This is a genomic window from Vibrio gigantis, from assembly GCF_024347515.1.
In the GTDB taxonomy this organism is placed as follows: domain Bacteria; phylum Pseudomonadota; class Gammaproteobacteria; order Enterobacterales; family Vibrionaceae; genus Vibrio; species Vibrio gigantis.
In genome coordinates, this window is record NZ_AP025492.1 from 1,299,994 (window position 1) to 1,325,681 (window position 25,688).

The following is a 25,688-nucleotide window of genomic DNA, read 5'->3' on the forward strand; positions in this document are numbered from 1 at the left end:
GCATTTTCGAACAGAGGATTACTTGCGAAAATGAAAAGCCGTTTACCGTGGCTTTGCTATGGGAAATAGTATGAAGAAACAGATTATGGTGAGCTTGTTGTGGATGTTGGCTTTTAATGTCTCTGCAGGTTTAGAGTTGACTGATACTTACCAAGATTGGGAGCATTACGAGTCAAAAAGTTCTGATACTGGTGAGGCGGTTATACTTGGTGTATCGAGTGTTAAAAGCAAAGGTGGCGTTGAAACTGTCGCATTACGCTGCACAACGGAAGGCGTTAACTTATTGTTCTTTAATGGTCTATTGAGAGAGGAGTTGGGCTATCCGGCGAAAGCGGTATTAAATGATGGTACAACATTTGCGATGGATGTTTGGATTAAAGGAAAGACCAATTGGGCGACCGTGCCAGTCGAACTGCTAGAATCGTTTTACGCCGCAGAGTCATTGGAAGTAGAGCTTCAAGGCGATGCTCCAAAAGCAGAAGCAGTAACGATATCCCTGAAAGGTTTTAAAACAATGTATCAGACGTTATTGCCAAGCTGCAAATAGGACGGCGTTAAAGACATTGAATTGAGATAAGCATACCAAGATGATTGATATGCTTATCTACATCTACTTATGTTTAGCTTTGAGACAGTTGCAATACGAGCGTTGCTTTCAGCCCTCCCATAGAGCTATTTTCAAGTGTGAGCTGTCCGCGATAGCTATGCGCCATCTCATTAACGATATTGAGTCCTAAACCAGTACCCGGTGTGGTTTCATCTAAGCGGACGCCGCGTTTGACTACTTGGCTCATTTTCTCTTCTGGAATACCTGGACCGTCATCTTCAATGATCAATTTTATTTGACCTTCATTAACTTTATTCGAGTGAACACGAATAATGCTGGTCGCCCATTTGTAACTATTCTCGAGTAGGTTGCCGACCATTTCATCGAGATCGGTTTTTTCGACCGCCACTTCAATCTCAGAGTCTAGCTCGTTAATCATGGTTACCTCGTTGGCAGCATAGACTTTATCAAATGCCATAGAGATAGCTTCAACACGCTCACAAGGTGAGGCCTTCACTGAAAGAATGTTCATTGCACCAGCCATGCGCGCACGGCCAAGGTGATAGTCGATTTGGTTCTGAATCTGATAAATGGGTTGTTGTAGCAGTGCTTTGTCCTCATCTGGAAGTCGCTCTATCTCATTTTTCAGAACGGAAAGCGGTGTTTTCAACGCGTGAGATAGGTTTCCAGCGTGGTTGCGAGCTCGCTCCAATAACTCTTGATAGTGGAAGAGTAGGGCATTGAGATCAGAGACTAATGGAGAAACCTCTTTCGGATAGTTATCGCTTAACCCTTGTTGTTCGCCATTCCTCAACATCACCAGTTCACGCTGCATCTTACTGAGCGGTAATAGCGACCAACTGACTTGAATCCCAATCAACATAAGGACACCAACAAACAACAGCATGAGAATCAACCAAACTTGACCAGTCAGTTCAGTCAGTGTGGATTCTATCGGATCTTCATCAATACCAATGGTGATCGTGACAGGGTCGCTCAATTCTGGCAGATAGATATCTTGCTCGATGTAGATCAGTTTTTCTTTCTCGGGCCCTTTGACGGATGTGTGAATCGGTGAACGCTTAATGGTGAGGTCTTTGTCCCATAGGGAACGAGAACGAATGATTTGATCTTGGGTAGCGGCACGCCAATAAATACCACTGTAGGGTTGGTTGAACCTAGGATCAGACAGGCGTTCTGCCATGATTAGGTTACCACTGTCATTGGTTTCGATATTGGCTGTCAGCTCGTCCATGGTCAGGGAAAGCTGCTGCTTCATGTCATCGACTAAGTAGTCGTTTACCAGCTTTGGTATCCCGACACCTGCCGCCAATATCATCGCACCTAGCCAAAAAGCCGCGGCGAGGAGCAAACGGCTTTTTAAACTAATGTTTTTAAGAGTTCGTTTCTTTAGATTCATGCATTTCCAGCCTGCCTTTGCCCATCGTTATTTGATTGTATTTCGATGATCAGTACAGGCTGTCCACTTAATGGGTGAGTGTGCTTGGTGGATGATTGCTATTAATTTTTCGTTTAATTAAATAGAGTGCTATTCAGCATTCAGTTGGTAGCCAAGGCCACGCACGGTTTTGATGATCTTAGGTGCGATTTTCTTACGAATACGACCAATAAATACCTCAACCGTGTTTGAGTCTCGGTCGAAGTCTTGTTTGTAGATGTGCTCAACTAGCTCGGTGCGTGAGATAACCTTATTTTGGTTATGCATGAAGTACGCGACAACCTTATATTCCAGTGCCGTTAGGCTTACTGCTTGGCCTTGCCACAATACTTTAGAGCTGCGAGTGTCTAGGCTTAGGTCACCGATTTGAAGTATAGGTGCTGCACTGCCGGACGCTCGGCGTAGTTGAGCACGAATACGCGCAATCAACTCGACCATTTCAAATGGCTTAGTTAGGTAATCATCTGCGCCGGCATTTAAACCCTCGACACGCTGGGTAAGCGTATCTCGAGCACTTAAGATAATCACAGGCGTATTAATGTTTTCGTCTCGAATGCCTTTTAATACGGTTAGGCCATCAAGTTTAGGTAGTCCTAAATCGAGAACAATCGCGTCCCACTCTTCTGAGGTTGCACGATAGAGTGCGTCAATACCATCTTGAGAAAGTTCTGGAACCCAATCGGCTCCCTCAAGTGTTTCAATAATCTGTTGGCCCAAACGAGGTTCGTCTTCAACGACTAAAATTTTCATAATTGTTCTTCTTAATTTTTGTAATGACTGTTCGTTGTGCTTAACTATTTGCCGTGCTCAGTTAGTCACCGTGCTTAATAGCGTTTTTAAAGTTGCGGCCTTCAATTTTTAGCATTTCTAACGTTTCGGCGTTGTATTCAACTTTGATGATGTTGTTTTGGTAGTTAATTTTTAGTTCATACACCCAAATATCATCATCTTCTTCTAGTTCGACCTTAATGATTCGGCCATGAAGATCGTTCTCAACGGCCGCATACATTTCAGAGAAAGGGCGGATATAACCTTCTCGAACCGCTTCATAGACTTCATCTTGATCTTCTTCAAATTCGATACGAGTTCCTGCTTTGTGAACGTCTTGTACTAGGTCGTGACCATTATGATGTGAGTCAGCCCATGCGCCAGCAGAAACAAATAAGCCTAAGCTTATAGAAAACAAAGAAATCATAGCTTTACTAAACATAGCGAATCCTAGAGAAGGTTGATAGCGTTCAGTATAAAAAAGTAATTCTGAACAGAAAGTGAACCTGATTAATAATGAGAATTTGATACCGAAAAACTTAACGCTTAATAGTAACGCCTTAGAACAGAAGGCTAAACTCTGAGTGTTAAGATCGTAAGATCTAGCGTTGTTGGAGTTCGTCTTCGAATATCTTATCTCTCATTTTCCAAAAGCGTCCTACTTTACGTGCAATCACGAATTGAGGTGGGCGGAATCTATGTTGGTGAGCAACCACTTTCGACGGTGAGGCCTCTTCAAAAGGACGATGTCTGTCTGCAAGGTGAGGGCGAACAAACTGGCCTTTGAAGTTTTGCTTCTGTTTCTTGGTGGTTAATGACCAAAACTCATGGACTTGCGCTTGGTTTTCACCACGGTAAGTGACTTTAAGTTGTGATTTACCTTTGTCGTCCTTAAGCACGTTGAGGTCCATTTCTAAACACTCAAATACCAAGGCATCTTTTAGATTCAGTGCTTCTTTTAGCTTTTTGTCTGGGTCTACTAAGGTTGCATCGCACTCATGGCAAATACGCGCGGCAATGTCGTTATCGGCGCCACATTCACCGCAATATTTTGCACGAAAACGATAATTACAGTGTTCACGTTCGCCTGTGTCTTCATCGGTAAAGTAGCCTTGGCATTTACGACCAAAGTGTTCAAGCAGGAAACCATTGCTGTCTAATTTCCCCCAAAAGTTATTATTGAAGCCGCAAGCTGGGCAGGGGATTGTGATGGTTTCACTGTCTGAATCGGGTTTTGGATCGCCCACTTCAGGTTGATAAAGGTCGTAACTGTTACCTGCATAGTCGAGTACCAAACACTCTTTTTTCCCTGGAGATAGGCGTAAGCCGCGGCCAACGATTTGTTGATATAAACTGATGGATTCGGTCGGGCGTAAAATAGCGATTAAATCGACGTGCGGCGCATCAAAACCTGTGGTTAATACCGATACGTTGACCAAGAACTTGATTTTACGCTCTTTGAAATCACTGATGATTTGGTCACGTTCGAGTGTTGGTGTGTCGCCGATCACAATTGAAGCTTCCCCTTCTGGCAATAAGCCGAGGATCTCTTGCGCGTGTCTAACGGTCGCAGCGAACACCATGATGCCGAGTTTGTCTTGGGCTAGATGAATGATTTGGTCGACAATTTGTGGAGTCGCTCGCTTCGATTGCTCTATCACCATGTCGAGTTCGGCCTCTTTGTAGCGACCTGTGCTAGCAGGCTTTAACTGCGAAAAGTCGTAGCTCAAAACGGGTGCATCGATCATGCGTGCAGGCGTTAAGAAGCCTTCGTCGAGCAGGTAACGAATCGGCAGCTCAAAAATACAGTCGCGGAAGAAGCGTGGCTCATCTGAACGCACTTGCCCGCGAGTGTGATATTGATAAATCCAGCCCATCCCAAGACGATATGGGGTAGCCGTTAATCCAAGCACCTTGATACCAGAATTATTCTCTCGCAAGTGAGTGATTACTTTTTGATAGCTACTGGTCTTTTCATCGGGAACACGATGGCATTCGTCGATAACCAACAGTGAAAATTGGTTAGAGAATGAGTCGAGGTTTCGAACAACGGATTGCACCGAAGCAAACACCACTTGTTGGTCTGTCTCTTTACGGCCTAAACCCGCCGAGAAAATCGATCCTTTTAGTCCGTAACCTTCATATTTTTCATGGTTCTGTTCAACCAACTCTTTTACGTGAGCAAGTACCAATACACGACCTTTCGCAAGCCTTGCCAGCTCTGCAATCACAAGGCTTTTTCCTGCACCTGTCGGAAGCACGAGAACAGCCGGAGTTTGGTGTTTTCTGAAGTAATGAATCACTGATTTTACGGAATCAGCTTGGTACGGGCGGAGTGTATACATATCGCGTCTTGTAAGAAGGAAAACAAATAGTGTGAAATAGCTCAACTAATCGAGCAAAGGTGACTATAATACCCGACTTAGATTAGTTGAGGTATTCATGCGTTTAGATAAATTTCTGTGCGATGCATTAGGCGTCACTCGAAGAGAAGCAACACACTTATTAAAATCCAAAGCAGTGACAGTTAATGATGTCATTCAAAAAAGCGGTTCACTCAAGGTTACAGAAGAGTGCGTTGTGGAATGGCAAGGTAATGAACTGCATGTTCATGGCCCACGTTACATCATGCTTTATAAGCCAGAAGGCTTTGTTTGTTCGCATGAAGATGGCGCAAATCGTATCGCGTTTGAATTACTTGATGAAATCAAAATGGACAAGCTGCACTTTGCTGGTCGTTTAGATATTGATACAACAGGTCTTGTGTTGATTACCGACGACGGTAAGTGGTCTCACCGTATCACATCTCCAAAGCACAAGTGTGAGAAGACGTACCGTGTGTGGTTGGTTGAACCTGTTGAAGACGATTACGTTGAAAAATTCAAAGAGGGCATCCAGCTTAAGAGCGAAGATGGCTTAACACTTCCTGCGCACCTAGAAGTTCGTGCTGAGCGTGAAGTGCTGCTAACGATTCACGAAGGCAAATACCACCAAGTTAAACGCATGTTTGCAGCACTTGGTAACAAGGTAGAAGCACTGCACCGTGAACGTATTGGCGAAATTGAGATGGACGAATCTTTAGAGTTAGGTGAATACCGTTACCTAACGCAAGAAGAAGTCGACTCTATCTGGAAGTAATCCCTACCTATTGATGTAGCCGAGCAAGGATAGCGTCGGCTGATTATTTTGACTGGTACTAGGACAGTTTCAGCCATTATTACTATGTGTGTATTCATGTATCACTGTGTATGCTCGTGCGCACATAGAACCTAGTACTTAGTCGGAGAGTTATGCAAACATCTACCCAACAAACACCAAGCTCACAACCACAAACTCCTCAGTTAGGTTGGATGCTATTTTTGGTTTTGGGTGCGATTGGTGCACTGACACCACTCGCCATCGATATGTACCTGCCTGCAATGCCAACGATCGCTAAAGATCTAGGTGTGACAGCGGGCGAAGTACAAATCACACTCACAGCGTACACCGCAGGTTTTGCACTCGGTCAGTTGTTACATGGCCCGTTAGCCGACAGTTATGGTCGTAAGCCCGTTTTATTAATTGGGGTGTTTTTGTTTGCGATCGCGTCTGTGGTAAGTGCGACTACTCATGGTATTGAAGCGCTAACGTTAGTTCGTACTGCTCAAGGTTTTGCAGGTGCGGCAGCAGCGGTAATAATCCAAGCCGTTGTGCGTGATATGTTCGACCGTGAAGATTTCGCAAGAACCATGTCGTTCGTTACCTTGGTGATGACGGTTGCGCCATTAATCGCCCCTATGATTGGTGGTTACCTAGCATTGTGGTTCGGTTGGCGTTCAATTTTTTGGGTGTTGGCTATTTTTGCGGTGATTGTGATTATTGCGGTGATAATTAAAATTCCTGAGACACTGCCTGTCGAAAATCGTCAACCATTGCGCTTTAAAACGACGATTCGTAATTACGCCCGTTTATGTAAAAACTCGACCGCTATGGGCCTGATTTTCTCTGGTGCATTCTCGTTTTCTGGGATGTTTGCATTCTTAACCGCAGGCTCTTTTGTCTACATTGATGTTTATGGTGTACGTCCTGACCTATTTGGTTACCTGTTTGGCTTGAACATTGTCGCGATGATTCTGATGACGACAATCAATGGCCGAATCGTTAAGAAGGTCGGTTCTCATACAATGTTGAGAGCTGCGCTAGTCATTCAATTACTGGCTGGTGTGGGTCTGCTTATCGGATGGGTATTGGATCTCGGACTATGGGGTATTGTGCCGTTTGTGATGCTGTTTATCGGCACCATTTCTACTATCGGCAGTAACTCTATGGGCCTATTGCTAAGTGGTTATCCAAACATGGCAGGCACAGCTTCTTCGCTTGCAGGCACATTAAGATTTGGTACTGGTTCTGTCGTTGGTGCGATCGTTGCGATGATGCCAAGTGACAGTGCTGGGTCTATGGCTATAGTAATGGCTGCGTGTGCAGTAATGTCAGCATTACTATATTGGACATTAGGAAAGAAGGCATAATGTCAAAATACTATATTGAAATTCAGAAGTTAGTGAACGATGCGTTAGGTGAGCTATATGCTCTACATAAGTCTGGCAAGGCCATTGACGCACCTATCGCGAACAACCTTTACCTTGTTCGCTGGGTAACAAAGGCGATTAAATCTCAAGCTTATGATCGCGTGATTGTACCTGACTTGGTTCGCTGGCAGAAACAGGGGCGTTCAAAAGGTAACAACTCTGATTTAACTTTTACCTTTAAACGTATTTCATCGTTTTACGGACGTTTTTTCCCTGAAGGCGAAGAGCCTAAAGCGCTAAAAGACAGTGATGTTGAAGCGTTCATGGACAAAATGTACGAGATGGGCTGGAGCGTATCGAGTGAAGACGAGCTAACGACTGGCGGTAAGATTCAATTCTTTACTGATGGTGAGCACTCTTTTGCTTTGTGTGGTAAACAGTGTGACGACTCTTTTGACGGTGAGTTGATGGTTAAGCCGATGAACTGGTTTGTTCGTGGTAACCATGCAGAGTTCATCCAAGCGGCGATGGAAGCGGGTTTCATGCTTCACAAAGTAACGGACTATAAGTCTGCGGTGAAGTATCACGGTGAATATATTGTTTACCCTGCGAACCAAGGCAACCAGCTGGCTGAGATCCCAATTAGCGTTATTGGCTAACGGATAGATACGAGATGCGAGATGAGTGATACCAAGAGCCACTTACTCGCATCTTTTTTATCTTTCTTATCTCAGATCTTGAATAACGTATCCGCTTTTAATCTCTTCGCATCTCGACATTCGAGTCCCGCATCTGCTTTTAGTCTTTTCGCATCTCGACACTCGAATCTCGCATCTGCTCTTTAGCTTGCTTCTCAATTGCCTTCACCATGCCTTTAAAAATAAACAGGTGAGCAGGCATCATCGCAAACCAGTACACTAACCCTAGAAAGCCCTTGGGATGCCACCAAGCCGAAATGTTCAGCTCGCGAGAAGCACCGTGGTCAGAGACGGTAATCTCTAGTCTTCCCAAACCGGGGCCTTTCATTCCAAAGAGTAAAGATAAAAACTTGTTTTCTTCACAACGAATGACTTTCCATGAATCGATTTTGTCACCGACTTTTAGGTTGGGTCCTTCTGGCATTTGACGAACCGGTACACCACCACCGAAAAGAACATCCAACCATTCACGTGTGCGCCATAAAGCGTTTGCGAAGAAGTAACCTTGCTGTGGGCTTCCGATTTGCTGAGCCACGTGCCAAAGCGACTCTAATGATGCGTTTGAAGTGATACTTGCACCTGTTTTCTTCGGATAGTAACCGTATCCCGCTTGCCAGCGCTTAAAGGCGGTTTTGTCAAAGCCCCACACATTACTTTTTACGAAGTTACCTTCAGCGTGTATGGCTTGTTCAACCATATTTTCAAACGAAACAAGCTTCTGAGGGTACTTTTCTTTGATGGTGGTCGAATTGGCGATGAAGTCGTGCTTTAAGCCTGCAAGCAGTGCTCTGCCTACGTTGGACGGCACGGAAGTCACCACGCCTAACCAATATGAAGCAATCTTTGGTGTCAGTAGCGATGTCGCCCACAGCCTGAGTGGACGATCGGCGGTTTTGGCTATATGAGCAAATTGGTTTCGATAAGAGACAATATCCGGTCCACCAACTTCGAAGATTTGGCTTTCATTTGGTGTGTCTTGCGCGAGCTTCAGTAGATAGTGGTTCAGGTTCTGCAATGCAATTGGGTTCGCTTTAGAATCAACCCACTTTGGCGCAATCATGATGGGTAAGTTGTACACGAAGTCTCGCATGATCTCGAACGCCGCAGAGCCAGGGCCAATGATAACGCCAGCTTGAAGTTCGGTTACAGGTACTGGTCCTTTACGAAGCAGTTCACCGGTTTTCTTCCTTGCTTGAAGATGCTCTGAATCGCCAGTTTGAGGTTGAAGGGAGCTAAGGTAGATGACGTGTTGATTCATTGAACCAAGAGCCGAAACAAAATTGCGTGCTAAATTCAGCTCATAATCAATAAAGTCGTGGCCTTCTGCCATACCATGGACGAGGAAGAAGATAAGATCAAAATCGGGGACCAATGCTTGTGTCGCGGCTTGATCAGCGAGATCAAGGTACTCAAGTGATAAGTTTTCGTGTGGCTCGGTTCGCGCCTTTAAATAGTCGATATGCCTTGCTGCTGCCGTGACTTGATAACCTTGCTTAAGCAGGAGAGGGAGGAGTTGTGAACCAACATATCCAGAAGCGCCTAAAACCAGTACTTTCTTCATTGTTACTCCATGCATTGCGTATCAAATCATCCTTTACTCATACTACGCTAACTTTTCTACAAAACCAATTGAGCCATGAGTAATGAAAAAGCCAATAGAAAGAATCTATTGGCTTAAGTTTATAGGCAGCATCCAATCGCTTCGATTGGTATCAATTAGCTCTGCTGCTGCGCTTTAGGGCTAAGGTTATTTCCCTTGTATTCGCCAGTCAGCGTTTTTAGGAATGCTTTGATGGCATCCACTTCATCATCAGTCATTTCAACACCAACTTGATACTTACCCATATCGAAAATCGCCTTGTCTAAAGTTTCTGCCTGTCCATCGTGGAAGTAGGGCGCAGTCAATTCGATGTTTCTGAGTGTCGGGACTTTAAACTTGTGTCTGTCCGTTTCGTTGCCTGTTACGTTGAAACGTCCCATATCTTCGGGTGTGATCTCAGAACCACGGTCAGAGAAGTAATCCGCTTTTAGCCCCATTGCCTCAAAGGTCTCGCCACCCATGGCCTCACCTGCATGACATGTACCACAGCTATACTTTTTGAAAAGCATCAAGCCATATTTTTCATGGCTATCTATCGCATCGACGTTACCCGTTAAATATTGGTCAAAACGGCTGTTGGGTGTCGTCAATGTCTTTTCAAATTCAGCGATAGCGTGAGTTATGGTGTAGCCGCTGATTTCACCTTCGTAGGTCTTGTCGAACATAGCCACTAATTCTTGATCGTTGCTGAGCTTGTCGACTATCTGATCCCAGCCTTCAGAACCCATTTCAATCGGGTTGAATGGAGGGCCGCCCGCTTGGTCTTGGAGATCGTTTGCTCGACCGTCCCAAAATTGGAGTTTGTTGTACACCGAGTTGAAGACGGTTGGTGCATTGATTCCACCCACTTGACCATGAATACCGACCGAGCCAACTAGATTGTCTACTCCACCCGTATCAAGGCCATGACACGATGCACAAGATACGGTGTCATCTCCAGATAGGCGGGTATCGTGATACAAGGCTTTACCTAACTTAGCTCTGTCTTCATTAACGTCGAAGCTAGAATAGATAGGCTGCAAAGCGAGCTTTTTTCCTTCGTCATGCACCGGTGAGTTGGCGTGAAGATCGGCGCGTGTTTGGCGAATCCATTTAAGAAGCGTGTGTTTCTCTTCTTTCGATATTCCTGCAGACCAGTGCATCGATTGGTAGATCTTTGGAGGCATTGAGTCGTCATAAAGCACTTTCTCGATACGAGCTAATGCCACTTCAGATATCGGTTCTTGACCTTGTACACCGTTGAACAGCTGAGTGATTTCAAAGTGTCTCATACCGGATTGAAGGTCCTTATCCATCAGATTCTTGGCGACCGGCCAATCGGCATAAAAAGGCATCTCACTATCACCAGTATGACAATAACTGCACCCCTTATCTGTTAGGACTTTCATCGCTTGATAATCAAGAGATGATTTATCGAGTGATGAGAATTGCGCCAAGTTTTGTTCTGCTAGCTTTTGATCATTTTTGCCGACCAAATACACTGAGCCTAAATAAGCCGCAATGCCTAAACCAACTAAACCTAATATTATTTTTTTATTATTCATCTTTTAACTCCCTAGTGAACTGGCTAGGAAGTTATTGAATTTAAGCGACTTTATGAAATGACAAAAAGGAATCAATATTAATCGAATAACTAGATGGAGAAGAATTTAACGGAATAAAGCCATTCAATTCATATGGTTATTTTCATTTGTTAAAAATGACAACAAATACAAAGAGATGCCGATCGTCACCAACTTTGATTTCAATCAATTTACCAGTCCATAGCATCAAATGTGTTTTTTGATATGTGCACCTCTATTAATAATGCTGACTTGATGAATTCAGCTTTGAGTGAGAGAGCGGCTGCGTGAATGTGCGTTGGTACATTCGATTAGCAAGTTTATAAAGTGGTTAGGAACAAGATCACGTTACTGTCGTTTGGCTAATTTATTTTGAGCATTTGAACAAGTGAACGATGTACAAATTAGGATGCTATGCGGGAATTCATGTTCACAACGTTATTTATGTATGGTTAAAAACCGAACATTGATATAATGATGAGATATTTTTCTATATTCATCAATGCGTTCCGTTTAGGTATCTCTATGTTGCTCTCTTCTATTATTTATCACACACGAGGTGATTTTGTTCGTAGGCTTATTGCGATTGCTCTGCCTATCACCTTGCAGAGCATTATGTTTTCAAGCCGAGGCCTAGTAGATGTGTTGATGTTGGGTCAGCTTGGAGAAGCAGATATTGCGGCGGTGGGTGTTGCAAGCCGAGCGATGTTTGTGACGACCATTATGCTGGTGGGTGTGACCACAGGTGGTGCTCTACTTACGGCTCAATATTGGGGCGCGGGTGATAGGCAAGGAGTGAGAGAAAGTACCGCGCTAACATGGCTGGTATCGACTCTCTTTGCATTGTTGACCATTGTTTTCTTTATCTCTTTCCCTGCGCAAATTATGGGAGTGACGACCGACTCTAAAGAAGTTATAAGTTTGGGCGTTGAATACATCGTTATCACCTCATTCAGCATGTTAGCTGTATCGTGTGTTAGCAGTATGGCTGTGGGCCTAAGAGCGATGCATAAACCTGGGCTAAGTACCTTCTTCAGCGGTATCGGCATTCTGTCTAATGTGTTTTTAAACTGGGTTCTGATCTTCGGTAATTTAGGCTTTCCTGCTCTTGGAATTAAAGGGGCGGCGATTGCAACAGTGTTGAGTGGCGCGATAGAAGTCGCGACTTTGTTTGGTTATCTCTATTTCTCTAAGCATTTACTCGCTTTCAAGTTCTGCGATATTAAAGCGGCAGCTTCGATCGAAAAGGTGGTTCGCTTTTTGAAGTTGTCTCTCCCGACAACGTTCAACTTTTTAGCATGGGCGGGTGGCTTGTTTGCTTACCATGCAATCATGGGGCAATCGGGTGTTCAAGGTCTGGCTGCGCTTTCAGTAATGACGCCGGTAGAGTCTATCTCATTGAGTTTATTGATCGGTATGTCAAACGCCGCCGCTGTTTTGGTGGGTAACCAGCTTGGCGCGAAAAACAATGAAGCGGTTTACTATCAAGCGTTGGGCTTGACGATTCTGTGTTTCTTAACCAGTATCGTAGTGGCCGTTTTTCTCTACTTCGTCCAAACACCAATACTTAATGCCTTTAGTGCACTGACGGAAGAAACCAGAGCCCTCTCAGAGAAGTTCATTCTGATTCTCAGCGTTGGTATTATTATTCGCTCGGTACCGTTGACAGTGATCGTTGGCGTATTAAGAGCTGGTGGTGATGTGAAGTTCTGCCTCTATCAAGATTTGATTGCTCAGTGGGTCATAGGTATCCCATTAGCAGCCATTGCCGCTATCTATTTTAAATCTCCACCTGAGTGGGTATATCTACTTTTCCTTACGGAAGAAGTGCTCAAGTGGGGCGGCTCGCTTTATCGTATGAAAACAAGAAAATGGATTAAAAACTTGATAGGAAGTTGAAGTAGGGCGCATCAATCGCATCACTTTATCTTTGGCGTGTGATCTATCTTTCAAAATACTTCCTCCTAACAGGGAATTAGTGTAGATTCTCATTCCAAATTCTAACTAATGTGAGCTGTTTAATGTTAAAGCTGTCAGACCTATGTAAAGGCTATGTCGATGGGGGGGAGTTTCACCCTGTTTTACAAGGTGCTGAATTAACATTGAACCAAGGTGATCAGGTAGCATTAATGGGAGAAAGCGGTTCAGGTAAAAGTACTTTACTGAACCTTATCGCGGGCTTAGACCTACCTGATTCCGGTGAAATCGCTTTCCCTCACTTCAATATGCACGACTCTAAGGAGCGTGATCGTACTGCTTATCGTAGAAACAACATTGGCCATATTTTTCAGCAGTTCAATTTACTACCGACGCTTAATATTGCCGATAACATCCGTTTTTGCCGCCAATTGAAAGGCCTACCTGAAGACAAGGGGCTCTGGAGACAAATACTTTCTGCTTTAGACCTTATGCCTTTACTTGGTCGTTATCCAGAAGAAGCGTCTGGTGGTCAGCAACAGCGTGCAGCGATTGCTCGCGCGTTGTACATGGAACCAAAAATCTTATTGGCAGATGAACCGACAGGTAGTCTAGATGAGCGTAATGCCGAAGCGGTAATGCGTTTGCTTACGTCTCTGGCTCGCCAATTAGAATGCACTTTGTTGTTGGTGACACACAGTGAAAAAGTAGCACTGCATATGGATGGCCGTATCCGCTTACAAGGAGGGCAGCTGCATGTTATGGCCCGTAGTTAAGGCACTACTCGGTCACTATCGACGTTACCCACTTCAGATTATGTTGGTATGGCTTGGTTTAACCCTTGGCGTATCCCTTTTGGTTGGTGTTACCGCAATCAATCAACATGCTAAGCAAAGCTATGCGCATGGCGAAAAACTCTTTTCGAACCCTCTCCCTTATCGCATTCGACCAAAACACAACGCCAATAAAATACCACAAGGTTTTTATATCCAGCTTCGCCGTGAAGGCTTTCAACAGTGCTCTCCCTTTGACCACCATCGTATCACTGATGAAAATGGCGCGAACTTCATGCTCATAGGCATAGACCCTGTTTCAATGCTTCAGCTACAGCCGGGAGTTGCGTTAAAAGATCTCACTACTTTAAACCTTATGAAACCGCCTTATCCAATTCTGGTCAGTGATGATCTCGCTGAACACATGGAATGGAAAAACGGTGATTACATCCCTTTGATGGATGGCTCTGAGCTTGGCCCTGTGGTTGTCGACCAAAATAACCTGATTAATGGGACAAGGCTGATTGCGGATATCTCCTTGCTTCGAATGCTTAAACGCAGTGCAGGTCTGTCAGTGATAGCTTGTTCAGACATGCCTACAGAGAAGTTTGAACATCTTAAAAATATGCTGCCCAACGGGCTAACGATCACTCGCAGTTCTAAAGCGGAACTAGAGTCGCTGACCAGTGCTTTCCACTTGAACCTTAAAGCGATGGGTATGCTGTCATTTGTGGTTGGCTTGTTTATTTTCTATCAGGCGATGTCGTTGTCCTTTATTCAGCGCCAACCGTTAGTCGGAATATTAAGACAAACAGGCGTATCTGGTTGGCAACTGGCTAAAGCGCTTTGCTTAGAGCTTTTGCTATTGGTTTTATTGAGCTGGATCTGCGGTAATGTATTCGGTGTCATGCTGGCCAACCAATTGTTACCTGCAGTCTCTTCAAGCTTAGGCGACTTATATGACGCCAATGTTGGGCTAACTATCGACTGGAATTGGCGATGGAGCGGCTATAGTTTGTTGATGACGTTACTTGGTGCGTTCCTCGCTTGTGCTTGGCCACTGGTTCGTTTACTTAGATCACAACCTATTCGTTTGACTTCTCGCTTATCTTTGATGCGTTTCGCGGGTACTGAGTTTACTTGGCAAGCATTGATTGGCTGTGGCTTCTTAGTTGCAGCTGTTGCTGTGTATCAAGCGCCTCAGACTCAAGAAACGGGTTTTGCGATTATCGCGCTGATGCTCATTAGTGTGGCTCTCTTTACACCGTTTTTGATGTGGAAGTTATTTAATAGCCTATCTTATTCATTACGCTGGGTTCGTGCTCGCTGGTTCTTTGCTGATGCTGCGTCAAGCATGAGTTACCGAGGCGTGGCAACGATGGCCTTCATGTTGGCATTAACAGCCAATATTGGTGTAGAAACTATGGTAGGTAGTTTTAGAGATACCACCGATAAATGGTTAACACAGCGTTTGGCAGCAGACCTCTATATATACCCAACTAACAATGCCGCAGCTCGAATGAGTAACTGGTTATCAGAGCAACCTGAAGTGGACTCTGTGTGGTGGCGTTGGGAAAAAGACGTTGCGTCTCCAGTTGGCAGTATTCAGGTGGTCAGCACTGGTCCTTCCGAAGGTGAACTAGAAGCACTGACGATAAAATTAGGTATTCCGAACTACTGGTATCACTTACATCACTCAAAAGGTGTGTTGATCAGTGAATCGATGTCTCTCAAGCTGGGAATTCGTCCAGGCGACTACATTGATCTCTATGATAGTCTCGGCTCTGGTTGGCAGGTTGTCGGCGTTTATTACGATTATGGAAACCCTTACCATCAAGTCATGATGTCGCATCGAAACTGGCTATATGGGTTTGCAGGGCGAGGCAATGTAGGCCTTGGTGTAATACTCAAAGATGATGTCAATTCAATAGGGCTTCGAAGCCGCTTAGAAAGCGTATTTAGGCTGGGCTCAGAACGTATTTTTGATAACAACAACATTCATAGCCAAGCGATGCGAGTGTTTGATAGGACGTTCGCGATAGCAGATACATTAGGCAACATTACCTTAGTCATTGCCGTCTTCGGTATTTTCTTTGCAACCGTCGCTGGCGAAGTCTCTCGACAAAGACATATTTCCTTACAGCGCTGTTTAGGTGTGTCAGCTAAAGAACTGATTCTGACAGGTAGCTTACAGTTATTTGTGTTCGGGCTTATTTCCTCTTTAATTGCCATTCCGCTCGGATTAGCGTTAGCGAGCTTGATTGTTGACATCGTTATTAAGCAGTCTTTTGGCTGGTCACTCGAGTTACAAGTGATTCCTTGGGATTATATACAGACATTTGCATGGGCCATGGCAGCATTGATGTTAGCTGGTGCTTTGCCAGTGATGAGAATGATTCGGAATACTCCGATGAAATCATTGAGGGATGCGATTTAATATGTATCAACGTAATAGTTCAAGAAAACTCAGACATCGATTGCTCTCCTCTCTATTATTGATAGGTTTTTTTGGCACAATTTTAGGTGTATGGGCGTATTACTCTTACTTTGTTGATGTGGGTGAGAAGGGGGTTAATGAGGTTAACTCAGTGCTTGTCAGCGAACACTTTAATGTGTTTGAGCCTGTGTTACCGGATCGTACTGTATCATTGCCACGTGATTTTCAGTTCCACCCTGAGTTTCAGCATGAATGGTGGCACTACTTTGCTTCTCTCAAAGGGGACGATGGCAAAAAGTACTCTGTCCAGTGGAGCTTCTTTCGCATAGCAACTGACGAACGGGAAACTCCGGGCTGGCAAAGTCCGCAGGTCTATATTTCAAATGTAGTAATCTCTTCTGATTCTAAGGTTTGGAAAGAGCAACGTTTAGCTCGTGGCGGCATTGGCCAAGCTGGAATGACCAATCGCCCATTCAGGCTTTGGATTGATAATTGGAGCTGGCGTGCACTCGGCAACACACCATTTCCAGGCCGCCTACAAGTGCAAACGGATACGTTTGGATTCGAACTCGACACCATTGCAAAAGGGCCATATGTGCTCAACGGTGATAATGGCTATCAGAAAAAGCACGACTTATTACCTGTCGCGTCTTATAACTTCAGCGCTCCGTTTTTATCCCTAAATGGTGTGTTGAACCTAGACGGAGTTACCAAAGAAGTAGAAGGAACTGCGTGGGTACATAAAGAGTGGGGCAGTGGCTTACTTGGAGTGGGCCAGCAAGGTTGGGATTGGTTTGTATTTAACCTCGATGACGGTACTGCACTGAGCATTAGCCGTTATCGTCACAACCAACAACTGCCTTACGTGTTTGGCACATTAGCAACGCGCTCAGGCAAAGTTTACCAATTAACAGAATCCGATATTTCTATTCAACCGTTGCAAAATACAACGCTGATGAATGGAAGACGGATGCCTCTGCAGTGGATCATTAACGTGCCTAAGCACGATATCAACCTCACGACGCGGATTATACGTAGGGATATGTGGCTTCCTTTTGTCATACCATATTGGGAAGGGCCAATTATGGCGAGCGGGAGCCATGAAGCGACTGGCTTTATGCAACTAACCGGCTACTAAAAACACCTAAGGCTATCATTTGATAGCCTTTTTTTATGTTTTCTACTTTTATTCACCCCAATGAATTGTGCATACAGGTTCGATGATCTCATCTATACTTAATTCATGGTGCATAACAACATTATGGAATATACGACGTATTGTTTAGTATTTGTAGGAAAAACCGAAGTTAAACATCCGAAGAAGTGATTATCTATCAATTAAACTTGGATATAAACTCGTGGTTATTCTTTGTTATTCGTTTATTTAAATAATAAATATAAGGGCGAAATCATGACCGACGTCATCCGTGACTTCTTTAAAATGGAATCTGCTGGCGGCATCATCCTAGTCATCGCTGCGGCGATCGCAATGTTTGTAGCAAACTCACCACTGAACGAAATGTACCAAGGTGTACTGCATAGTTACGTTCTTGGTATGTCTGTGTCTCACTGGATTAACGATGGCTTAATGGCTGTCTTCTTCCTTCTAATCGGCTTAGAAGTTAAGCGTGAACTTTTAGAAGGCGCATTAAAGTCTAAAGAGACAGCAATCTTCCCTGCCATCGCAGCTGTGGGTGGTATGCTAGCTCCTGCACTAATTTACGTGCTATTCAACTCAAGTAACCCTGAAGCGCTTCAAGGTTGGGCTATCCCAGCAGCAACAGATATCGCATTCGCATTGGGTATCATGGCACTTCTTGGTAACCGTGTACCAGTGAGCTTGAAAGTGTTCCTGTTGGCTCTAGCAATTATCGATGACTTAGGTGTTGTTGTTATCATTGCATTGTTCTACTCAGGCGACCTATCAACGCTTGCACTAACGGTTGGCTTTATCGCGACTGGTGTATTGTTCATGCTAAACAACAAGCATGTCACCAAGCTAAGTGTTTACCTCATTGTTGGTGCAATTCTGTGGTTCGCAGTATTGAAGTCTGGTGTTCACGCAACACTAGCAGGTGTAGTAATTGGTTTTGCTATCCCACTGAAAGGTAATAAAGGGGAGCACTCTCCGCTGAAACACCTAGAGCATGCTCTGCACCCATACGTAGCTTTTGCAATTTTGCCAATCTTCGCATTTGCGAACGCAGGTATCTCACTGGAAGGAATTTCAATTTCAAACCTTACAGGCATGCTACCGCTTGGTATTGCAATGGGTCTATTGGTTGGTAAGCCACTGGGTATCTTCCTATTCAGCTGGGGTGCTGTGAAAACAGGTGTAGCTAAACTTCCTGAAGGTGTGAATTTCATGAACATCTTCGCAGTGTCTGTGCTGTGTGGTATTGGCTTTACTATGTCTATCTTTATTTCATCACTGGCATTTGGTCCAACGAACGCAGATTTTGATACGCTCGCTCGACTAGGTATCCTAATGGGATCAACGACTGCAGCAATTCTGGGCTACTTCCTGCTAAGTATTTCTTTACCGAAAACTAAGCAACAAGAAGTAAAACTATAGTCGGTAGTAGTAGGCTCGCTAAATCAAAAAGGGAGCCTACTCACTGAGTAACAAGTCAATTTCTGAGTAGCAAGAAGAGTCACAGAGTCATTCCCGAGACTCAGTGGTTACAAAGAACAAAAAGCCGTGATGGGCAACCCTATCACGGCTTTATTGATCTTGTAGCTAAGCAGTCTTTTGTAAGATAACCCACTTTACACTTTCAATGACAATGTCACGCTATTTTTCTAGTGTGGTAAAAATGGTCCATTCTTCTACGATCTGCTCACTTAATCCAACTACAGTCGCTGTTACCTTACGGTTCAGTGCGTGTGAAGTAGGGTCATCACCATCGTTTTCTAATCGTTCTTCACCGTAGCCGACAATTCTCACACGCTCTGGTTCTATACCATTCGACAGTAACTCCTCTTGAACATTGTTTGCTCGTTTTTTTGAAAGGTCTAAGTTGTACTCGTTGGAACCAACTTTACTCGCATAGCCTTGTATTTCAATCGACGCACTTTTGTAGGTTTCAAGAAACTCTGCCATTGTGCTGATCTGGTCTGAGAAGATTGGGTTCACTTCAAATGAGTCATGAGCAAAGAGTATTTTTAGCTGTCTGACTTCTTCCGCACGAATCGTTTCTCCACAACCATCATTGTCAACTTGTGATGTTTCAGGTGTACCTGGGCAGATATCACGAGCGTTTACTACACCATCTCTATCATCGTCTTGCAGGTCTGCAATCTGCTCAGCTTCAGGTGTCTCGATATAGGCCTCTTCCTGCTGGCTCGAACAGGCAAATAAAGTAATCGTTAACACGGGAAGTAATAAGTAAGGTATTTTCATCATTAATACTCCACGGGCGTAGTCCACTCTTCTGGAATGTCGACCAGTAGAGCATTCAATAAAGAACCTGTAGCGTTCATCACACGGTACTTAGCGTACTGCTCTGAATAGTGGGCATCTAGGTAATCTTTACGGGCTTCAAATAGTTCGTTCTCGGTGTTGAGTAAGTCAAGCAGAGTACGTTTGCCTATTCGGTATTGTTTTTCATATGCGATAACAGTTTCTGAAGCTGAATCAACATGATCGGATAAAAAGTTCTTTTGTTGTAGCGTTAGATCCAATGCACTCCATGAGAGGCGAAGACCTTCTTCTACTTGGCGATAAGCTCGATCTCTCAGATCTTTTGCTTTGTTCAATTGGTAAGCCGCAGCTTCTGAGTTAGCACTGTCTGTTCCGCCGTTGTACAAGTTATATCGCATGCGTAGCATCGCGAGGGTCTCTTGACTTGAGCCTTTATCGCCACCTGCATCATCACGCCACGACTGAGAGGCCTCAATAGAGAAGGTAGGGTAGTTCACGCCCTTTGATTGTTTGTATTGGAAGTGGGCTGAATCGACATCTGCGTTTGCTACTTTGATGACGGGGTGCTGGTCTAATGCATCAACAATGGCGTCGGTTAATGACAAAGGAATTCTCGAAATATCGGCTCTTGGGTAGATTAGGCCTAGTGGTTCTTGGCCAACCACTCGTCTAAATTGGGTATGTGTATCGATCAAATTATTCTGTGCGGCCAATAAGTTACCATGAGCTTTTGCAATCCTAGCTTCTACTTGTGATACATCCGCTGTCGAACCTATACCGGAATTAGCTCGTTTCTTAATGTCTTTATAGATTTTTTTGTGTATTGAAAGGTTACTTTCTGACAGTGCTAGCACTTCAGTGGCTTTCACTGCATCTAAATAAATTTGTGTCACCTCCAGAGCTTTATCTTCGGCATCCGCTATCAATTGCAAACGAACCGACTCAGCCTCTGCGGCTGTACGATCAATATCGTATAGAGTCGCTGAACCATCCCACAGCAATTGAGTGAGGGAAATCGTCGCTTCCTTTCTTGTTAGATCGGTATCGGGACCGTTGTTTGGTGCAGGGTTTATACCTTCGTAACCAATACCAGCATCAAGGTCGATACTGGGCTTGTATGCGCCTCCAGAGGCATCATTACGTTTTTTCACACTCACATATTCGTTAAAGATGCTTTTTATTTCTGGATTCGTTGCCAAAGTAATAGCAACAGATTGTTCCAGAGTTTGAGCGGCGAGTGGTGTTGCGGCAACTAAGCAGCAAAATATGGATAATTTAAACAATTTCAAAGTAGCTCTCCTTCTACTTTCAATGTCTCATCCGTTTCCCAACCTACGTTTATCGCTGAATTGAGAGAAGGGTATTAAACGAAGCTTAGGACATTTGCAAAAAAATGCGAAGTTTGTTGTTTTTTTTTGAATGTAAGTCGCTATTGCTATTGACTAATTTAAAAAGTGCCATATTCCTACGCCGTTAGTGAGTTGATTATCAATAGGGGCGCTACTAAATTTATTGTAGGAAATAGCCACCGCGCAGAGTGGGATTGGATCCGCGTTTGGTGTGTTCTGGGTAGAAGTGGGAATATGGATATGGGAAATATCAACCTAAATATACTAGGCCTTGCTAGCGGGAGTATAGTGCTTGACGCGCAAGGCCAAGTTAGACGTTTGTCTCCGGGTGAACAACCGGCCGCTAGCGACGTAATTATCAGTTTTGATACTAGTGAAGAGAGTGTGCCAAGTGTTTCTGCACGTTTTGTAGATAACCAGGGCCAACAAAATGTGCTAGCTACTGATGATGCGATCGCTCAAGTTCAGCGTGCTATTGAAGAAGGATTTGATCCAACGGAACTAGGAGATGAGTTTGATACTGCTGCTGGTGAGGACGGCTCGAGTTTGACCAACAGCGGTAGGATTGAACGGACTGGGGCTGAAACTCAAGCTGCCACGAATTTTGAAACTGAAGGGTTTGAGTCTCAAGGATTGTCAGAAACTCAAAGTATTGCTCTTTTTGATATCATCGCTTTTGCGCTTATTTCAGGTGAAACTAACGTTATTGAGTTTGAGCAGGATGAACCAATTGTGACAGGCGGCGCTTTAACCAGCGATGATCCAGATGTTACCTTTATTGTTAAAGAGGTCGCTGGAGATAATGATCTCGGTACCTTTGTTGTAAACGAAGATGGTACATGGACCTTCGTGGCTAACAGTCCTTATGATGAGCTTGCCGATGGCGAGCAAATTCAAGACACGACGACAGTACAAACCTCAGATGGAGACGAACAAGTCATCACAGTAACGATAATTGGGACTGATGATGCGGCTGTAGCCACTGATGACTCAGGCAGTGTGACCGAGGACATTGATGTAGATGACGTCACTAATCAATTGGTGACGTCTGGTCAGATTGTGATTACAGATGTAGACAGCGACACTCCCACCTTTTTAGCTGACGGTGAGTTTAACCTCGTAGGTTCAACAAACGACTCACAGCTAGGCATATTAAGCATCGCTCCCGACGGTGCTTGGACTTACGTAGTTAACAACGATGATGTTCAGTACTTGGATGACGATGAGTTCGTTACCGAGGTTTACACTGTTACTGCGATTGACGGAACCACAAGTGAAGTGACCATCACCATCAACGGTGCTGATGATCCGTCTGAGATCACCGTTGGAGAGGGTGACTCAGACATGGGGGAGGTGACGGAAGATGTCGATGTGGATCCGGAAAGCAATGACTTGATGACATCAGGAACGTTGACGATCACTGATGTTGACGCCAATGATGTTGCGGCCTTTGAACCCAACGGGACGTTTAATCCAGAAGGCTCAACCAATGATACCGCGTTGGGTATGTTGACCATAACAGACGATGGCGAATGGACTTACGTTGTCGATAACGATGATGTGCAATATCTCGATGACGATGAGTTTATCACCGAGGTGTATACCGTTACCGCAATTGATGGAACCATGAGCGAAGTGACCATCACCATCAACGGTGCTGATGATCCGTCTGAGATCACCGTTGGAGAGGGTGACTCAGACATGGGTGAGGTGACGGAAGATGTCGATGTTGATCCTGAAAGCAATGACTTGATGGCGACAGGAACATTGACGATCACAGATGTTGACGCCAATGATGTTGCAGCCTTCGAGCCTAACGGGACGTTTAATCCAGAAGGCTCAACCAATGATACCGCGTTGGGTATGTTGACCATAACCGATGATGGCGAATGGACGTACGTTGTCGACAATGATGATGTGCAATATCTCGATGACGATGAGTTCGTTACCGAGGTGTATACAGTCACTGCGATTGACGGAACTACAAGTGAAGTGACCATCACCATCAACGGTGCTGATGATCCGTCTGAGATCACCGTTGGAGAGGGTGACTCAGACATGGGGGAGGTGACGGAAGATGTCGATGTGGATCCGGAAAGCAATGACTTGATGACATCAGGAACGTTGACGATCACAGATGTTGACGCCAATGATGTTGCGGCCTTTGAACCCAACGGAACGTTTAATCCAGAAGGCTCAACTAATGATACCGCGTTGGGTATGTTGACCATAACAGACGATGGCGAATGGACTTACGTTGTCGATAACGATGATGTGCAATATCTCGATGACGATGATTTTGTCACCGAGGTGTATACCGTTACCGCAATTGATGGAACCACGAGCGAAGTGACCATCACCATCAACGGTGCTGATGATCCGTCTGAGATCACTGTCGGTGAAGGTGACTCAGACATGGGTGAGGTGACGGAAGATGTCGATGTTGATCCTGAAAGCAATGACTTGATGGCGACGGGAACACTGACGATCACAGATGTTGACGCCAATGATGTTGCAGCCTTCGAGCCTAACGGAACGTTTAATCCAGAAGGCTCAACCAATGATACCGCGTTGGGTATGTTGACCATAACAGACGATGGCGAATGGACTTACGTTGTCGATAACGATGATGTGCAATATCTCGATGACGATGAGTTTGTCACCGAGGTGTATACCGTTACTGCAATTGATGGAACCACGAGTGAAGTGACCATCACCATCAACGGTGCTGATGACCCGTCTGAGATCACCGTTGGAGAGGGTGACTCAGACATGGGAGAGGTGACGGAAGATGTCGATGTTGATCCTGATACCAACGAACTTTCAGCATCAGGTACTTTAACGATTACTGATGTCGACACGAGTGACATGCCCGCCTTTAAACCTAATGGTGTGTTTACCCCTATTGGGTCTACTTATGCACTTGCTCTGGGTATGTTAACGATTACTCCGGAGGGGGCATGGAGCTATGCCGTTGATAACGATGCGGTTCAATACTTGAATGATGATGACGTGGTTATTGAGCGATATGTCGTAACCGCTATCGATGGTGTTGAGCATGTTATCGAGATAACAATCAATGGTGTCAACGATGTGCCTGAAGCGACTAGCTTTACGGTCGTCAATGATGAGGACGCGGTCATACCAATCCTTTTCGATTCTGAAGATGGTGGTATGCCTGATTACATCTCAGATATAGAAGATGACCATGATGACATTCCACTTAATATTAGGATAGAAAGCTTGCCAACCAACGGCAGCCTTTTGTATACCGATGAAAATGGCGTCACGAGAGAAATCGTTCAGTCTGATGTTGATAACGGTGTGTTGTTTGTTCCGAACAATATCAGTTTTGTTGCTGGGCCTGGAGAAATGTTTGAAATGGGCTTTAGTGGCGACCCTGATGATATGCCAGACCTCGTTGATGGTTTCTATAATTGGGGTGTAGCGGTATCACCAACCGAAAGACTGATCACCCTAGCTAATGGTAATACCATAACTATCTCTGTCGAAGATAATAACGACAAGCCGCTGCAACAATATCAAGGCGAGCAACCTCATGTTGGCTATGGTATTGGTGATAGTGATGGTCAGGGTATGAACATGCAAGAAACCTTGGTTATCGACTTCACCAATAACCCACTTGAAGTCGTCCAATTTGGTCTCGATGGTATGGGTGGGTCGTTCAATACCAATAGCAGTGTGTATGTTGAGGTACTTTACATATTTGCTGACGGGACAACCCACACAGAGCAGTATCAAAAAGATGAGGGTGATACTGGCCATGATCAGATTCTTTACGAGTTCACCTATTCTTCGCCAAGTAATCCGATCGTTGGAATGGAGCTTTCTTCTTCGGGTGGTAACTGGGAGTTACGTTACGTGCAAGGTAATGAAGTTGTCACAGATGACCCGCAGTTTGATTATGTCGCAGTTGATTCAAATGGAGCTGAAAGTAGTGTTGAAACAGTCACTGTTGATATTGAAGAGCCGCAACAATATAACGTGATCAGTGCTGCAAGCAACGAACCTCTATTTGCTGGTTCTGGCAATGATTTGCTTATTGGAGATAGCGATGACAACATTTTTACTTGGTTAGATTCCGCGCTCGATAACGGGACAGATATTATTAAGGACTTTGAGCTTTATACAGGTGGCTCTGGTGACCTGATAGATCTCAATGACCTACTTGAGGATCCACAAGATGAAACTCAATTGGCTGAGTTGCTCGATGCGATTGAAGTATCGATTGATGGTGAGGATATCGCTTTGTCTATTCCAATCAATGGTGGCGGAGATATTCAAACCATTGTGGTCGAGGGAATTGCAACAGAAATGGGGGCCTCGGTTGACCTTGGTAGTGATTTAGCGGTGTTAGGTGAACTTATCAAAAACGATGCTGCTTAAATATGACTGTAGGAGTTTGGAAGAAATTCGAGTAACAGAAACAAACGGAAGTTGTAGAAATAAGGGCATATAGCTTAAAGAAAGCTTCCAGTTAGGAGGCTTTCTTTTTTGTGCTGGACCAAATGTGTTGCGAGAAAACTGACGCAAAAAAAAAGCCCAAACCAACACGGTTTGGGCGGATACAAGTATAGGAGTTAATAAGGAAAATGCAGTAATTAAGAAAGCAGTGAGAAGAACAA

At 44.5% G+C, this 25,688-nt stretch carries 18 protein-coding genes; 10 read left to right on the forward strand and 8 right to left on the reverse strand.

Annotated elements, in window-relative coordinates:
* The first annotated feature begins 70 nt into the window (after positions 1 to 70).
* Positions 71 to 547, forward strand: a complete 477-nt coding sequence (locus OCV56_RS05950; protein ID WP_086713080.1) for a hypothetical protein — start codon at positions 71 to 73, stop codon at positions 545 to 547.
* A 73-nt stretch (positions 548 to 620) separates the two neighbouring features.
* Here the strand turns inward: OCV56_RS05950 and OCV56_RS05955 are convergent, their stop codons facing one another.
* From OCV56_RS05955 to OCV56_RS05970, 4 genes are all read right to left on the reverse strand, one after another.
* The gene (locus OCV56_RS05955) at positions 621 to 1,967 is read right to left on the reverse strand and encodes an ATP-binding protein (protein ID WP_086713081.1); all 1,347 of its coding nucleotides are present in this window, start codon (positions 1,965 to 1,967) and stop codon (positions 621 to 623) included.
* A 129-nt stretch (positions 1,968 to 2,096) separates the two neighbouring features.
* Positions 2,097 to 2,756, reverse strand: coding sequence for a response regulator transcription factor (locus OCV56_RS05960; RefSeq protein WP_017060377.1), 660 nt, complete (start codon positions 2,754 to 2,756; stop codon positions 2,097 to 2,099).
* Between the two features lie 61 nt (positions 2,757 to 2,817).
* Positions 2,818 to 3,216, reverse strand: coding sequence for a PepSY domain-containing protein (locus tag OCV56_RS05965; protein WP_086713082.1), 399 nt, complete (start codon positions 3,214 to 3,216; stop codon positions 2,818 to 2,820).
* 160 nt (positions 3,217 to 3,376) lie between these two features.
* A complete protein-coding gene (locus tag OCV56_RS05970) occupies positions 3,377 to 5,119 on the reverse strand; it encodes a DEAD/DEAH box helicase (protein ID WP_086713083.1) in 1,743 nt (580 codons plus the stop codon).
* A 97-nt stretch (positions 5,120 to 5,216) separates the two neighbouring features.
* Here OCV56_RS05970 and rsuA point away from each other — a divergent pair, with 97 nt between their 5' ends.
* The 3 genes from rsuA (at position 5,217) to OCV56_RS05985 (ending at position 7,941) form a co-directional block, all read left to right on the forward strand.
* The gene (gene rsuA, locus OCV56_RS05975; protein ID WP_086713084.1) at positions 5,217 to 5,912 is read left to right on the forward strand and encodes a 16S rRNA pseudouridine(516) synthase RsuA; all 696 of its coding nucleotides are present in this window, start codon (positions 5,217 to 5,219) and stop codon (positions 5,910 to 5,912) included.
* A gap of 152 nt (positions 5,913 to 6,064) precedes the next feature.
* The gene (locus OCV56_RS05980) at positions 6,065 to 7,282 is read left to right on the forward strand and encodes a Bcr/CflA family multidrug efflux MFS transporter (RefSeq protein WP_086713085.1); all 1,218 of its coding nucleotides are present in this window, start codon (positions 6,065 to 6,067) and stop codon (positions 7,280 to 7,282) included.
* Positions 7,282 to 7,941 (forward strand): DUF2913 family protein, encoded by a 660-nt coding sequence (locus OCV56_RS05985; protein WP_086713086.1) that lies wholly within the window; start codon positions 7,282 to 7,284, stop codon positions 7,939 to 7,941. Before OCV56_RS05980 ends, OCV56_RS05985 begins: the two co-directional genes overlap by 1 nt.
* Before the next feature lie 139 nt (positions 7,942 to 8,080).
* On the opposite strand, the gene OCV56_RS05990 is transcribed toward OCV56_RS05985, so the two are convergent.
* Both OCV56_RS05990 and OCV56_RS05995 read right to left on the reverse strand, forming a co-directional pair.
* A complete protein-coding gene (locus OCV56_RS05990; protein WP_086713087.1) occupies positions 8,081 to 9,541 on the reverse strand; it encodes a DUF2867 domain-containing protein in 1,461 nt (486 codons plus the stop codon).
* Positions 9,542 to 9,696: 155 nt separating this feature from the next.
* Positions 9,697 to 11,124 (reverse strand): cytochrome c peroxidase, encoded by a 1,428-nt coding sequence (locus OCV56_RS05995; RefSeq protein ID WP_086713088.1) that lies wholly within the window; start codon positions 11,122 to 11,124, stop codon positions 9,697 to 9,699.
* A 543-nt stretch (positions 11,125 to 11,667) separates the two neighbouring features.
* Between OCV56_RS05995 and OCV56_RS06000 the strand changes: the two genes are divergently transcribed.
* From OCV56_RS06000 to nhaA, 5 genes are all read left to right on the forward strand, one after another.
* A complete protein-coding gene (locus OCV56_RS06000) occupies positions 11,668 to 13,041 on the forward strand; it encodes an MATE family efflux transporter (protein ID WP_086713089.1) in 1,374 nt (457 codons plus the stop codon).
* 122 nt (positions 13,042 to 13,163) lie between these two features.
* The gene (locus OCV56_RS06005) at positions 13,164 to 13,835 is read left to right on the forward strand and encodes an ABC transporter ATP-binding protein (RefSeq protein WP_086713090.1); all 672 of its coding nucleotides are present in this window, start codon (positions 13,164 to 13,166) and stop codon (positions 13,833 to 13,835) included.
* Positions 13,816 to 16,269 carry an ABC transporter permease gene (locus OCV56_RS06010; RefSeq protein ID WP_086713091.1) on the forward strand — a complete coding sequence of 818 codons (2,454 nt, stop codon included), beginning with the start codon at positions 13,816 to 13,818 and terminating at the stop codon, positions 16,267 to 16,269. Before OCV56_RS06005 ends, OCV56_RS06010 begins: the two co-directional genes overlap by 20 nt.
* Positions 16,259 to 17,407: a lipocalin-like domain-containing protein gene (locus tag OCV56_RS06015; RefSeq protein ID WP_086713092.1), complete on the forward strand. Its 1,149-nt coding sequence runs from the start codon at positions 16,259 to 16,261 to the stop codon at positions 17,405 to 17,407. The genes OCV56_RS06010 and OCV56_RS06015 overlap by 11 nt, the downstream gene beginning before the upstream one ends.
* 273 nt (positions 17,408 to 17,680) lie before the next feature.
* On the forward strand, positions 17,681 to 18,844 hold the full coding sequence (gene nhaA / locus OCV56_RS06020) for a Na+/H+ antiporter NhaA (RefSeq protein ID WP_086713093.1): 1,164 nt from the start codon (positions 17,681 to 17,683) through the stop codon (positions 18,842 to 18,844).
* A 219-nt stretch (positions 18,845 to 19,063) separates the two neighbouring features.
* Here the strand turns inward: nhaA and OCV56_RS06025 are convergent, their stop codons facing one another.
* Both OCV56_RS06025 and OCV56_RS06030 read right to left on the reverse strand, forming a co-directional pair.
* Positions 19,064 to 19,675, reverse strand: coding sequence for an OmpA family protein (locus OCV56_RS06025; protein WP_086713094.1), 612 nt, complete (start codon positions 19,673 to 19,675; stop codon positions 19,064 to 19,066).
* Positions 19,675 to 20,982, reverse strand: a complete 1,308-nt coding sequence (locus tag OCV56_RS06030; RefSeq protein WP_086713095.1) for a TolC family outer membrane protein — start codon at positions 20,980 to 20,982, stop codon at positions 19,675 to 19,677. The genes OCV56_RS06025 and OCV56_RS06030 overlap by 1 nt, the downstream gene beginning before the upstream one ends.
* A 300-nt stretch (positions 20,983 to 21,282) precedes the next feature.
* On the opposite strand from OCV56_RS06030, the gene OCV56_RS06035 reads away from it, so the two are divergent.
* A complete protein-coding gene (locus OCV56_RS06035) occupies positions 21,283 to 25,449 on the forward strand; it encodes a VCBS domain-containing protein (protein ID WP_228761186.1) in 4,167 nt (1,388 codons plus the stop codon).
* Positions 25,450 to 25,688 lie beyond the last annotated feature (239 nt).